This is a genomic window from Pseudomonas sp. LLC-1 (genome assembly GCF_002992185.1).
In the GTDB taxonomy this organism is placed as follows: domain Bacteria; phylum Pseudomonadota; class Gammaproteobacteria; order Pseudomonadales; family Pseudomonadaceae; genus Aquipseudomonas; species Aquipseudomonas monteilii.
Genome location: NZ_LUVY01000017.1, coordinates 77,317 through 91,015, shown reverse-complemented (window position 1 = coordinate 91,015; position 13,699 = coordinate 77,317). Strand labels below are relative to the sequence as shown.

The 13,699-nt window shown below is 64.1% G+C and carries 10 protein-coding genes; 8 read left to right on the top strand and 2 right to left on the bottom strand.

The window, feature by feature from the left end:
* Positions 1-82: 82 nt before the first annotated feature.
* Together A0O30_RS18915 and A0O30_RS18910 are read left to right on the top strand one after the other, a co-directional pair.
* Positions 83-1,852, top strand: a complete 1,770-nt coding sequence (locus tag A0O30_RS18915; protein ID WP_105947515.1) for an acyl-CoA dehydrogenase C-terminal domain-containing protein — start codon at positions 83-85, stop codon at positions 1,850-1,852.
* Between the two features lie 279 nt (positions 1,853-2,131).
* Positions 2,132-3,139 carry a FecR family protein gene (locus A0O30_RS18910; RefSeq protein ID WP_105947514.1) on the top strand — a complete coding sequence of 336 codons (1,008 nt, stop codon included), beginning with the start codon at positions 2,132-2,134 and terminating at the stop codon, positions 3,137-3,139.
* A gap of 13 nt (positions 3,140-3,152) precedes the next feature.
* Here A0O30_RS18910 and A0O30_RS18905 read toward each other — a convergent pair whose 3' ends face one another.
* A complete protein-coding gene (locus tag A0O30_RS18905) occupies positions 3,153-4,472 on the bottom strand; it encodes a Na+/H+ antiporter family protein (RefSeq protein WP_105947513.1) in 1,320 nt (439 codons plus the stop codon).
* 225 nt (positions 4,473-4,697) lie between these two features.
* Between A0O30_RS18905 and A0O30_RS18900 the strand changes: the two genes are divergently transcribed.
* The 6 genes from A0O30_RS18900 to A0O30_RS18875 all read left to right on the top strand — a co-directional run bounded on the left by A0O30_RS18900 (position 4,698) and on the right by A0O30_RS18875 (position 11,418).
* On the top strand, positions 4,698-6,842 hold the full coding sequence (locus tag A0O30_RS18900; RefSeq protein ID WP_105947512.1) for a methyl-accepting chemotaxis protein: 2,145 nt from the start codon (positions 4,698-4,700) through the stop codon (positions 6,840-6,842).
* A gap of 95 nt (positions 6,843-6,937) precedes the next feature.
* Positions 6,938-7,954 (top strand): ABC transporter substrate-binding protein, encoded by a 1,017-nt coding sequence (locus A0O30_RS18895; RefSeq protein WP_105947511.1) that lies wholly within the window; start codon positions 6,938-6,940, stop codon positions 7,952-7,954.
* Complete coding sequence (locus A0O30_RS18890; protein ID WP_105947510.1) at positions 7,951-8,799, top strand: proline/glycine betaine ABC transporter permease; 849 nt, start codon at positions 7,951-7,953, stop codon at positions 8,797-8,799. The genes A0O30_RS18895 and A0O30_RS18890 overlap by 4 nt, the downstream gene beginning before the upstream one ends.
* Before the next feature lie 69 nt (positions 8,800-8,868).
* The gene (locus A0O30_RS18885; protein ID WP_105947509.1) at positions 8,869-9,732 is read left to right on the top strand and encodes a LysR family transcriptional regulator; all 864 of its coding nucleotides are present in this window, start codon (positions 8,869-8,871) and stop codon (positions 9,730-9,732) included.
* 123 nt (positions 9,733-9,855) lie between these two features.
* Positions 9,856-10,773 (top strand): AEC family transporter, encoded by a 918-nt coding sequence (locus A0O30_RS18880; protein WP_105947508.1) that lies wholly within the window; start codon positions 9,856-9,858, stop codon positions 10,771-10,773.
* 33 nt (positions 10,774-10,806) lie between these two features.
* Complete coding sequence (locus tag A0O30_RS18875) at positions 10,807-11,418, top strand: cell wall hydrolase (protein WP_105947507.1); 612 nt, start codon at positions 10,807-10,809, stop codon at positions 11,416-11,418.
* A 15-nt stretch (positions 11,419-11,433) separates the two neighbouring features.
* Here A0O30_RS18875 and A0O30_RS18870 read toward each other — a convergent pair whose 3' ends face one another.
* A complete protein-coding gene (locus A0O30_RS18870) occupies positions 11,434-13,602 on the bottom strand; it encodes a TonB-dependent siderophore receptor (protein ID WP_105947506.1) in 2,169 nt (722 codons plus the stop codon).
* Positions 13,603-13,699 lie beyond the last annotated feature (97 nt).

Here is a 13,699-nt window from a genome sequence, read left to right as displayed (position 1 = left end):
TGAGGGTTGCGCGGTCCCTGTGGGAGCTGGCTTGCCGGCGATGAGGCCCGCCCAGACACCCTCACTCTTCCAAGAGCACACGATGACCACCTATTCAGCCCCACTGCGCGACATGCGCTTCGTCCTGCACGACGTATTCAACGCCCCGGCCCTGTGGGCCCGCCTGCCTGCCCTGGCCGAACGCATCGACGCCGACACCGCCGACGCCATCCTCGAAGAAGCCGCCAAAGTCACCGGCCAGCTGATCGCCCCGCTCAGCCGCAACGGCGACGAACAAGGCGTGCACTTCGAAGCAGGCCAGGTCACCACGCCAGACGGTTTCCGCGAAGCCTGGCACACCTACCGCGAAGGCGGCTGGGTGGGCCTGGGCGGTAACCCGGCGTATGGCGGCATGGGGATGCCGAAAATGCTGGGCGTACTGTTCGAAGAAATGCTCTACGCCGCCGATTGCAGCTTCAGCCTGTATTCGGCCTTGAGTGCTGGCAGCTGCCTGGCCATCGATGCCCACGCCAGCGAAACGCTCAAGGCCACTTACTTGCCACCCCTATACGAAGGCCGCTGGGCGGGCACCATGTGCCTCACCGAACCCCACGCCGGCACCGACCTGGGGCTGATCCGCACGCGCGCCGAACCCCAGGCCGATGGCAGCTATCACATCAGTGGCAGCAAGATTTTCATTACCGGCGGCGAGCAGGACCTGACCGAGAACATCGTCCACCTGGTGCTGGCCAAACTGCCGGATGCGCCCGCTGGCGCCAAAGGCATCTCGCTGTTCCTGGTGCCGAAGTACCTGGTCGAGGCCGACGGCAGCCTGGGCGCACGCAACGCCGCCCATTGCGGCTCGATCGAGCACAAGATGGGCATCAAGGCATCGGCCACCTGCGTAATGAACTTCGATGGTGCCATCGGTTACCTGGTGGGCGAGCCGAACAAGGGCCTGGCAGCCATGTTCACCATGATGAACTACGAGCGCCTGTCCATCGGTATCCAGGGCATCGGTTGTGCCGAAGCCTCTTACCAAAGCGCCGCCCGTTACGCCAACGAGCGCCTGCAAAGCCGCGCCGCCAGCGGCCCGCAGGCGCAGGACAAGGCGGCCGACCCCATCATCCACCACGGCGATGTACGGCGCATGCTGCTGACCATGCGCACCCTCACCGAAGGTGGCCGGGCATTTGCCGCCTACGTTGGCCAGCAGCTGGACCTGGCCCGTTACGCTGAAGATGCCGGCGAACGCGAACATGCCCAGCGCCTGGTGGCGCTGTTGACGCCAGTGGCCAAGGCGTTTTTCACCGACAACGGCCTGGAAAGCTGCGTGCTTGGCCAGCAGGTGTATGGCGGCCACGGCTATATCCGCGAATGGGGGCAGGAGCAGCGGGTGCGTGACGTGCGCATTGCGCAGATTTATGAAGGTACCAACGGTATTCAGGCCCTGGACCTGCTCGGCCGCAAGGTACTGGCCGACGGCGGCCAGGCGCTGGCCAGCTTTGCCGCCGAAGTGCGGAGTTTCAGCGTGGATGCCCCGTTGCACCGCGAAGCCCTGCAGGCAAGCCTGGCGCGGTTGGAGGCGACCAGTGCGTGGCTGCGGGCGCGTGTCGGCGAGGACGCCAATCTGGTCAGCTCGGTGGCGGTAGAGTACCTGCAGCTGTTCGGGCTGACGGCATATGCCTACATGTGGGCGCGGATGGCGGCGGTGGCGTTGGCCAGGCAGGACGAGGACGCTGACTTCCATGGGGCCAAGCTGGCGTGTGCGGCGTTCTTCTTCCAACGGGTTCTGCCGCGTGGGTTGGGGCTTGAGGCCAGTATTCGGGCGGGTAGTGACAGCCTTTATGGGATGCCAGCCGAACAATTCTGACAATCCTGCGCCGGCCCCATCGCTGGCAAGCCAGGCTCCCACAGGTATTGCACAGGCCGCAAACCTTGTGCAGTCCCTGTGGGAGCCTGGCTTGCCGGCGATGGGCTGCGCAGCAGCCCCAAGGGGCTCAGCCTGCATTTACTTGCGCGAAGGGTTCTCAAACGCTGAAAAACCGTTGCAAATCCGACGAAAAAACGGCACAACTGATAGTCATTCGCCATTACGTCGGTTCTCGGGAGCCCTCTAGCAAGGGTAGAATGCGCAAAACCCGGAGCCGCAATGAACCACGACCGCCTCAATCCCAGCCCTGACGATGCCATCACCGACGCCGCCGCGCATTGGTGCATGCGCCTGCACGCCGAAGACTGCACGGCTGGCGAGCGCGAGGCTTTCGCCCGCTGGCTGGCAGCAGATCCGCGGCATGCCGAGGAATACGAGGCGATGCTGGAAATCTGGCAAACCGCCGACCTGTTGCCACGCACCGCCACTGTCGTCGAGTTCAACCCGCCTGCCCGACACCCTGCGCGTCCACGCAGCTGGCGCCCGCTGGCATCTGCCGCAGCCATCGCCCTGGCGGTACTGCCGCTGGCCGGCTGGGTGGGCTGGGAACAAGGTTGGCTGCCCAACCACTACCAGCACTTCGAAGCCAGTGACCGCATGCAGACCGTGGAGTTGAGCGACGGCAGCACGGTGCAGCTCAACCTCAATACCGAGCTCACCTACCTCAACTACAAGGACCAGCGCCAGGTCACGCTCAAGCGCGGCGAGGCGTTCTTCAAGGTTCAGCACGACAGCAACCACCCGTTCATCGTGCGCGCCGGTCGCGGCCAGACACGGGTCACCGGCACCCAGTTCAACGTGTGGAAATACCAGGACCAGGTCAAGGTCACCCTGGTAGAAGGCTCGGTGCTGGTGTCCAGCGACGGCAGCACCGGTGGCTATCGCCTTGGGCCTGGCATGCAGGCCAGCTACCACCAGGGCGATTTCGAGCCCCAACTGGAGCAGAGCGACGACTACGGCAACAGCCTGGCCTGGCGCAGCGGCAAGCTGGTGCTCGACAACCTGAGCCTGGAACAGGCGCTGCCGGTGATCAACCGCTACCTCGACGCGCCGCTGCTGCTGGCCGATGCCAGCACCGGTCGCATCCGCATCAGCGGCATTTACAACACCCGTGAAGTGGGGCGCCTGGTCAACAACCTGCCCAAGGTGCTGCCGGTCTACCTGACCCGCAGCAAGGACGGCAGCACCGTGCTCAACCGCATCTCGCCGCCGCCCGACAAGGGCTGACGCCCTCCCCGCCTTACAAGGTCATCGCAGCCAGCCAGCCGAACGCCAGCAGCGGTAGGTTGTAGTGGATGAAGGTCGGCACCACGGTGTCCCAGATGTGGTGATGCTGGCCGTCGACGTTCAGGCCCGAGGTTGGGCCCAGGGTCGAGTCCGAAGCCGGCGAGCCCGCATCTCCCAAGGCACCGGCAGTGCCAACGATGCACACCGTGGCCACCGGGTCGAAGCCCAGTTGCACGCACAGCGGCACGAAGATCGCGGCCAGGATCGGCACAGTGGAGAACGACGAGCCGATACCCATGGTCACCAGCAGGCCCACCAGCAGCATCAGCAAGGCGCCGATGCCCTTGCTGTGGTCGATCCACTGCGCCGAGGTTTCCACCAGGCTTTTCACCTCACCGGTGGCCTTCATCACATCGGCAAAGCCCGAAGCGGCAATCATGATGAAGCCGATCATGGCCATCATCTTCATGCCCTCGGTGAACAGGTCATCGGTGTCCTTCCATTTGACGATGCCCGACAGCGAGAAAATCAGGAAGCCGACCATGGCCCCGATGATCATCGAATCCAGCAACAGCTGGACGATGAACGCTGCGGCGATTGCCAGCCCCGCCACCAGCAGTGTCAGCGGGTTGTACTGCACGCTCACCTGCTCCACCTGCTCGATGCGGGCCAGGTCGTAGTCACGCTTCTTGCGATAGCTGATGAAGACGGCAAGCAACAGGCCTGCGAGCATGCCTGCCGCCGGGATGGCCATGGCGTGGGTCACATTGACGCCACTCACATCGACACCGGCACGGGCAACGTTGGCCAGCAGGATTTCGTTGAGGAAGATGTTGCCAAAGCCCACCGGCAGGAACATGTACGGGGTAATCAGCCCGAAGGTGATGACGCAGGCGATCAGCCGGCGGTCGATGCGCAAGCGGGTCAGCACATACAAAAGCGGCGGCACCAGCAGCGGGATGAAGGCAATGTGGATGGGCAGGATGTTCTGCGACGACACCGCCACCACCAGCATCAGGCCAATCATCAGCCATTTGACCTTGCCGCCATTGGCGTGGCCCTGGCGATCGATCATGGCCAGTGCACGGTCAGCCAAGGCATGGGCCAGGCCGGACTTGGCGATGGCCACCGCAAAAGCGCCCAACAGTGCATACGACAAAGCCACCGTGGCACCACCGCCCAGGCCGCCGTTGAAGGCCTTGAGCGTGCCTTCGACGCCCAGGCCGCCCACCAGCCCACCGACCAGGGCGCCAATGATCAGGGCGATGACCACGTGCACGCGGGACAGGCTGAGTATCAGCATGATGCCGACCGCGGCGATCACTGCATTCATGGTTGGCTTACCTCATTACGACAGAAAAAAGCGCGAACTCTGAAGCAGTGGGCGGCAGATGTCAAAAGCGCCATGTTGCGGCGCATTACCAATGCCTGAAGGGACACGCGATCACTGTGGGAGCGCAAGCGGCCGCAACAATTAAATTGAACGTTTGAATAAAGAAAAAACCGCGCCCGCCGACACAGTCGCTAGCCACACTCTTATTACAAGGGATCCGCCCCCATGCCTTTGCGACAACTTTCCATCCAGTGGAAGATCACCCTGCTCGCCGGTCTCTGCCTGGCCGGCATCGTCACTTTGCTCGTCGGCCTGTCGCTGTACCGCATGGACCACAGCTCAGACCTGGTCAAGGCCAGCAGCATGCAAATGCTGACCGAAGCGGCGCAGTCGCGCATCGAATCGCAAGGTGAGGTGCAGGCGTTGAACATCCGCCGCCAGTTCATGGACGCCTACCAGTACGGCGCCGGCTTCGCCCGTCAAGTGTTGTTCTTGCGTGAACAGGCAGAGAAGCGCTTTCTCGATGCCTTTGACCTGCGCGAGGACATTACCCGCCAAGTGCGCGCCGCACTGCAGGCCAACCCCGACCTGCTTGGCCTCTCGCTGGTGTTCGAACCCAACGCACTGGACAGCAAGGACAGCCTGTTTGCCGGCAAGGCGGAGCTGGGCAGCAACGAAACCGGCCGTTTTGCCCTGTACTGGTCGCAACCACGCGCCGGCCAGCTGACCGCCATGGCGCTGCCCGAGCATGACATGGCCAACACCGAGATCGGCCCCAGCGGCCAGCCGGCCAACACCTGGTGGGTGTGCCCGCGCACCACCGGCAAGGTGTGCGTGGTGGAGCCGTACTTTTACGACATCGATGGCCAGCAGGTGCTGATGACCAGCATCGTCTTCCCGCTGACGGTCAACGGCAAGATCATTGCCACCCTGTCCATCGACATCAACCTCAACAGCCTGCAGGCCCTGAGCCAGGAAGCCAGCCGCAGCCTGTACGAAGGCCGCACCACGGTCGGCATCCTCAGCCCGGTCGGCCTGCTGGCCGGCTACAGCGCAGACGCCAGCAAGCTGGCCCAGCGCTTCGATCAGGTGGACCCGACCAAGGGCGCCGAGCTGGTGCGCAAGCTGGCCGATGGCAAGATGACCATCCTGCACGACCAACAGCGCCTGAAAGTGCTGGCCGCGTTCCGGCCGATCCCCGACGCCCAGCCTTGGGGCGTGCTGCTGGATGTGCCGGAAAACGCCCTGACAGGGCCTGCCGAAAAGCTGAAGCAGGAACTGGACACACTGAACACCAGCGGCACCCTGCTTGAGCTGGGCCTGGGCCTGGCTGCAGCCATTGCCGGCCTGCTGATGGTGTGGCTGATGGCCCGTGGCGTTACCCGTCCCATCCTTGGCGTGGCCGCCATGCTCAAGGACATTGCCAGCGGTGAGGGCGACCTGACCCGCCGCCTGACCTACCAGAAACAGGACGAGCTGGGCGAACTGGCCGGCTGGTTCAACCGCTTCCTCGACAAGCTGCAGCCGACCATCGCCGAGGTCAAACGCTCGGTGCAGGCCGCCCGAGGTACCGCCGACCAGTCCTCGGCCATTGCCAGTGAAACCAGCGCCGGCATGGAACAGCAGTACCGCCAGGTCGACCAGGTGGCCACCGCCTCGCACGAAATGAGCGCCACCGCCCAGGACGTGGCCCGCAGCGCGGCCCAGGCCGCGCAAGCTGCCCGCGACGCCGACCAGGCCACCCGTGAAGGCCTGGCGGTGATCGACCACACCACCACCAGCATCGACGCCCTGGCCGCCAACATGAGCGACGCCATGGCCGAGGTCCAGGGCCTGGCGCAGAACAGCGAGAAGATCGGCTCGGTGCTGGAGGTGATCCGCTCGATTGCCGAGCAGACCAACCTGCTGGCCCTCAACGCGGCCATCGAGGCTGCCCGCGCAGGTGAAGCCGGCCGTGGCTTTGCCGTGGTGGCCGATGAAGTGCGCAACCTGGCCCGGCGTACCCAGGAGTCGGTGGAAGAAACCCGCCAGGTGATCGAAGCCTTGCAGGCAGGCACCCGCGAAGTGGTCGGCGCCATGGACAACAGCCATCGCCAGGCCCAGGGCGGCGTCGAGCAGGTTGGCCAGGCCGTGACGGCATTGCAGCGTATCGGTCAGGCGGTGAGCGTGATTACCGACATGAACCTGCAGATCGCCTCGGCCGCCGAGGAGCAAAGCGCGGTGGCTGAAGAAATCAACAGCAACGTGGCGACCATCCGCGATGTCACGGAGTCGCTGTCGGGCCAGGCCAACGAGTCGGCGCGGGTCAGCCAGTCGCTGAACAGCCTGGCCAACCAGCAGCAGGCGCTGATGGACCAGTTCCGCGTCTGAGGCAGGCAGGGCCGCCTCGTGCGGCCCTGAAAACCGCCCAAACCTCGTCGTCTACACTTGCCTGCACCCAAGGCGCGGCAAACGACGAGGTCTGGATGAAGAAGATTTCAACACTGCTGGCCGGCCTGCTGCTGGCCGTAGGCCTGGCAAGTACTGACAGTGCCGCTTCGGCAGAACAACGCCCACCCATCCATTTCGGTGCCATCGGCTGGGAAAGCGGCGCCCTCACCACCGAAATCCTGCGGCTGATCGTGGAGCGCGGTTACGGCTACCCTACAGACACCCTGCCCGGCAGCACGCTCAGCATGGAGGTGGCCCTGGCCCGTAACGACCTGCAAGTGATTGCCGAAGAGTGGGCCGGACGCAGCCCGGCGTGGGTCAAAGCCGAGCAGGCAGGCCAGGTATTCGCACTGGGTGATACGGTGAAGAATGCCGAAGAAGGCTGGTGGGTGCCTGCGTATGTGATCGAGGGCGACGCCGCGCGCAAACTGAAGCCCATGGCGCCCGAATTGCGCCATGTCGACGACCTCAAGCGTTACCCGCAGGTATTTCGTGACCCCGAGTCGCCCGACAAAGGTCGCTTCCTGAACAGCCCCAGTGGCTGGACGTCGGAAACGGTCAACAGCCAGAAGCTCAAGGCATACGGCCTGGACACGCTGTACACCAACTTCCGCAGTGGCTCCGGCGCTGCGATGGATGCCGAAATCGGCTCAGCCATCCGCCGTGGCCAGCCGGTGTTGTTCTACTACTGGAACCCGACCCCATTGATGGGGCGCTACAAGCTCATCCGGCTTGAGGAACCACCGTTCGATGCCCAGGCCTGGGCCACCCTCACCGATGCCAGCAACCCCAACCCGCAGGGCAGCCGTTCGCTGCCGGCGAAGTTGTCGATTGGCGTGTCCAAAGCCTTTCGTGAAGGCTACCCGGACCTGGTGACGGTGTTCGAACAGGTCGACTTGCCGATCGACCGGCTCAACAAGGCGCTGGCCGACATGAGCGAAAAACGCACGCCGTCGCGCGATGCCGCCCTCACCTTCCTGCGTGACAACCGTGACGTCTGGAAGGCCTGGCTGCCCAGTGAAGTCGCCGCCAAGGTCGAGGGCAGCCTGTGAGCAACGGCTTCCCGCAAGCCTTGCAGTTTTCCTTTGCCGACAGCGTCAACCGGTTGGTCGATTGGCTGGTGCTGAACTACGGCGATCATTTGCGTAGCGTTTCTGACCAGTTGCTGCAACTGCTGGTAGGCCTGGAAAACCTGCTGCGCCTGTTGCCGTGGTGGCTGCTGTTGCTGCTGGTCGGCGTGCTGGCCTGGCACGCCAGCCGGAGCCTGCTGCGCAGTGCGGTGCTGGTGTCGCTGCTGGCCCTGATCGGCATGATCGGGCTGTGGGACAAACTGCTGCAAACCTTGGCCTTGGTGCTGGTGAGTACCGGCCTGTGCGTGCTGGTGGGCGTGCCGCTGGGTATTCTGCTGGCTGCCCGGCCACTGGCGAAGCGGCTGCTGTTACCGGTGCTGGATGTGATGCAGACACTGCCCGCTTTCGTTTACCTGATCCCGGTGTTGATGCTGTTCGGCCTGGGCAAGGTGCCCGCCGTGTTTGCCACATTGATCTACGCCCTGCCGCCGCTGGTGCGATTGACCGAACTGGGCCTGAGCCAGATCGACCCCTCGCTGCTACAGGCCGCGCACGGTCTGGGGGCCAGCCGCTGGCAACGCCTGCGGCGCGTTGCCCTTCCGCTGGCGCTGCCGAGCATCATGGCCGGGCTGAACCAGTCGGTAATGATGGCCCTGTCAATGGTGGTGATGGCTTCGATGATCGGCGCCCGCGGGTTGGGTGAGGATGTACTGGTGGGGATCCAGACGCTGAATGTGGGGCAAGGTGTGGAGGCCGGGCTGGCAATTGTCGCGTTGGCCATGGTGATTGACCGGATCAGCCAGGCGTATGGGCGCAATGAGCGCTGAGCAGCCTTGTGCTGCGAAAGTGTCGGGCCTGACAATGCCCCCCTGACTGCCCAGCTTCGGACCCAACGCATGTCCCTCAAAGCCCTGCGCACCCTGGTAACCATTGCCCGCCACGGCACCTTCGCCCGCGCCGCCGACCTGCTCAGCCTCACACCTTCGGCAGTGAGCCTGCACATCAAAACCCTTGAAGACGAATTGCAGGTGACCTTGTTCGACCGCAGCCGTCGGCAGGTGGTACTGACCGAGGCCGGCCAGTTGGCCGTGGCGCGTGCCGAAACCATCCTGGGCGCCTATGACGAACTGGCCGACGCCCTGGCCAGCGGCCCGAGCCTGCGTGGCCGTCTGCGCCTGGGGGCCATCCACACGGTGCTGGCGCGGCGCCTGCCCAAGGCGCTGGTCTGGATCAAGACCCACCATCCGCAATTGCATATCAGCGTGGCGTCAGGGATGTCGGCGGAACTGGCGCGGCGCGTGGAGGACGGCGAACTCGATGCAGCGATCACCACCGAACCGGTCAGCCCCTACCCGCAAAGCCTGGACTTCACACCGCTGTTCGAGGACCGCTTCTGGGCCATCGCCAGCCCGGAACTGGCTGGGCACAGCGTAGCCGAGTTGCTGGCCAGCCAACCGTTCCTGCGCTTTGATAAACGCGCCTGGGCCGGGCGGCAGATCGAGCAGGAACTGCGCCGGCAGCATCTGCAGGTGAGCGAGCAGATGGAACTGGACAGCCAGGAGGCCCTGGCGCGCATGGCCGTGATGGGCCTGGGCGTGGCGATCATCCCCATGGCGGACGACGACCTGCAACGCCTGCCACCCGCCACGTGCCTGCCGTTTGGCGAACCGCAACTGACCCGGCGGGTGGTGTTGCTGGAGCATGAGAAAAGCCAGCGACGGCATTTGAGTGCGGTGTTGAAGACGGCCTTGGAAGCGTGAGCACCAACGGCGCCGGCGCCTCAACAATGCATTTTTTCTCAACAGTCAGTGCAGAAAACAACGTTTTTACAAACCCTTTCTCACCCGTAGTCTGTGCGCGTACCCGACCACGGAACGTCGACCATGCTCCCGTTGCTGCTGACCACCCTGCTACCGATCATCCTGCTGATTACCCTGGGCACCTTCCTGCGCCTTCGCGGCTTTCTGGCCGAAAGCTTCTGGCCGGGTGCCGAACGCCTGAGCTACTACGTATTGCTTCCCTCGCTGTTCCTGCACGGCCTGGCCACGGCCAACCTCGACGGCGTGCCAGTGCTGGGGATGGTCGGTGTGCTGATGCTGTCGACCCTGGCCGGGGCGCTGCTGCTGGTGCTGTACCAAGGCGCAGTGAGCCACGACGGTGCCGACTTCACGTCGGTCTTCCAGGGCGGTATCCGCTTCAACAACTACATTGGCGCCACACTGGCCGCCGGCATCTACGGCAGCGCCGGCATCGCCCTGGCCGCGGTGGCCAATGCCGCCATCGTGCCCTTGGTCAACCTGCTGTGCGTGCTGGTGTTCGCCCGTTTCAGCGCCCGCCACAGTTCACCGGCCACGGTGCTGAGGGCGATTTTCGCCAACCCGTTGATCGTCGGCTGCGCGGGCGGCTTACTGCTGCGGGTAACGGGGCTGGGCCTGCCGCCCGGTATCGAACCCACGGTCAAGGCGCTGGGCCAGGCCGCCCTGCCGATGGGCCTGCTGTGCGTTGGCGCGGCACTGGGTGGCGCCAGCCTGGGCCAGCAGGTGCGCCCGTTGATGGCCGCCTCGGCGTTCAAGTTCCTGGTCATGCCGCTGACCACCTGGGGCTTGTGCCGCCTGGTTGGCCTGAGTGGCCAGGCAGCGGTCGTGGCGGTGCTGTTCCAGGCCCTGCCTACCGCCTCTTCGTCCTACGTGATGGCCCGGCAAATGGGTGGCAACGCCCCGCTGATGGCCACCATCATTGCCCTGCAAACCGTGGCCGCCGCAGCCACCCTGCCTTTGGTACTAATGCTTACGCTTGGCTAGACTGGTATCAGCCCCTCTTTCGGAAGCTTGCCCATGCGCCTTGCCTGGATCCTGATCGGCTTGACCTCGGCCCTGCTCGCAGGCCCCTTGCACGCAGCCGACACCGCCAAGGCCGCAGTGGCTGAAGACAAGGCCGAAGTGCTTGAAGAAAAGGTGGTGGAAGACGCCCCGCCTCCCAAGAAAGCAGAAAAACTGACCCCAGGTGAAGCCCAGGCGGTCGATCCCGCCGGCCAGGCACCGCTGGACGACAGCATCACCTGCCTGGCCCGCACCATCTACTGGGAAGCCAAGGGCGCCGACGCCGAAGACATGTCGGCTGTGGCCAGTGTGGTGCTCAACCGCCTGGGCCACGATGGGTTCCCCGATACCATCTGCGGCGTGGTCAAACAGGGCGTGGAAACCAAGGCGTGCCAGTTTTCCTGGTGGTGCGACGGGCGCCCGGACCAGGTCGAGGAAGCGCAACGCTACGATGTGGCCAAGGAAATCGCACGCAAGGCGCTTAACCAACAGTTGAAAGACCCCACCGGCGGCGCCCTGTACTTCCACGACCGCACCGTGCACCCCGACTGGGCCAAGACTTACCGCAAGACGGCGCAGACCACACATTTCCTGTTCTACAAGCCGAATCAGGCATTAGCCCGTTGACGCATTGCCCTTGAATCAGAAATCGATGCTGCCTGAAAACTTGACCAGCCGTGGGTCACCCTGGGTCAGGTAGCCGCCGTTGGCCGACGCCCAGTAGTTCTTGTCGGTGAGGTTTTCCACGTTCACGCGCAAGGTGACCGCCTTTTCCTGCACCTTGAAGCTGTAACGCGCGCCCACATCGAAGCGGTTCCAGGTCGGCAGGCTGAGCGTATTCGACGGGTTGGCATACTGCCCACCGGTGCGCAGCATGCGGGCATTGAGCGCCACGCCTTGCAAGCCCGGCACATCCCAGTCGACGCTGGCATTGAGCTGGAAGGTTGGCACCCCGACGGCATGGTTGCCGTCGTCGGCGCCGTTCAGGGTCTTCTTCAACTCGGTATCCATGCGCGTGCCACCGGCCATCAGGCGCAAGCCCTGCACCGGCTCGCCGAACACGCTCAGCTCAATACCCTTGTTGACCTGCTCGCCATCCTGGACAAACACATTGCCTTGCACAAAACCATCGGTGGGCCGCTCGATGCGAAATACCGCAAGGTTGGCGCCGAAGCTCTGGTAATCAAGCTTCACACCCGCCTCGACCTGCTTGGTCTTGGCCGGTGGGAACACTTCACCCACGTTGACGATACCCTGCCCCGAGGCCGTCGCCCCCTGGGCCAGGCCCTCGATGCGGTTGGCGTACAGCGAAATAGACGGGTTGACCTTGTAGACGATGCCATACACCGGGGTGGTAACCGATTCGTCGTAGAACGCGTTGCGCCCCAGGTCTGGGCCTTCGCCGTCGTAGGCATAACCCTCCACCCGCAACTGCTGACGTCGCACACCGACGGTAACCAGCAAGGTGTCGTCGAACAGCCCGACGGTGTCGGACAGCGCGATGCTGCGGTTGCGGGTTTTACCGGTGACCCCGGGGTCGTCCAGCTTGCCCCCGGTAAAGGTAGGCGTGGTCGGCCGGGGTAACGGGTCGGTGTGGTAGATGTTCGTATCTTGCGAATTGTAGAAGACGAAGGCGTTTTCCTGCTGGGTCCAGATACTGGCGGCACCGAGGTTCAGCTGGTGGCTGACCGGGCCGGTCTGGAAGCGGCCATTGATGCCGCCCATGAGGGTGGTGTTGTCTTCATTGTGAGGGATCTCGGAGCCGGCGATGGTGGCAGCGCCGCTGGCCGCATCGGTGAGAATCGGCGTGCCATAGAAGCCGTTCTCGTGGGTGTGCTTGACGCCACCGGCCAGGTAGGCGCTCCAGTTGTCGTTGAAGTCGTAGTCGCCCCGCACCATGCCGAACGTGTCTTCGGTCTCGGTCCAGGACCAGTCCTGGCCATAGTTGTGATCGGCATCCGGCGCCCTCGGGATGTCGGTCAGACCGGCACCCAGGCGCACGCTGTTGCGCATGTGGTTGACCCGTTGTTTCTGGTAGCCGATGTCGGTAGAGAGGCGGAAGTTGTCGCCGCGGTAATCGAGCCCGACAATGAACAGCTTGCTGCGCTGATGCTGGTCGTCCACGGCGGTTTCGCCTTCGCGTTGTGACAGGTTCAGGCGCACACCGAAGCGGTCGTCTTCGCCAAAGCGCTGGCCAAGGTCCAGGTGTTCGCCAAGCCTGCCGTCGCTGCTGATGTCCTGGGTATAACGGCGGGTGGGCGTGTCGCCGGCACGCTTGGGTTGCAGGTTGACGTTGCCACCCAGCCCGGTACCGGTGGGGCTGGCGCCGTTGAGGAACGCGTTGGGGCCCTTGAGCACTTCCACGCGCTCGATGGCATCGGTGGAAATCATCTGCCGAGGCAGCACGCCGTACAGGCCATTGAACGCCACGTCATCGCCATTGAGCGGCAGCCCACGAATGACGAACACCTGCGACTGGTTGCCAAAACCGAACGACTGGCGCACCGACGGATCGTTGAGCAACACGTCGCCGACGTCTTCGGCCTGCTGGTCCTCGATCAGTTGCGAGGTGTAGCTGGTCATGGTGAACGGCACATCCATCATGTCCTGGTTACCCAGGATACCCATCTGTCCACCCCGGGCTACCTGGCCGCCAGCGAAAGGTTCCGGCGGCTCGCCCTTCGGTTTGGCCGCCGCGGCGTTGATGGCAGTGGCATCCAGCTCGATAGCGCCGTCGGCCGCCTGGGCAGCGACGGCGACGGAACAGCAGAACGCGAGCAAGGTCGATTGATACGCAAAGACACGTGCCATGCAGGCCTCCGGGTCATGGGTGATGGCCTTCCTGGCAGACTGGGAACAGTTAGCGTTTGAGTATTGTTTCTAGCCGATGTTACGAATGATTACCAAG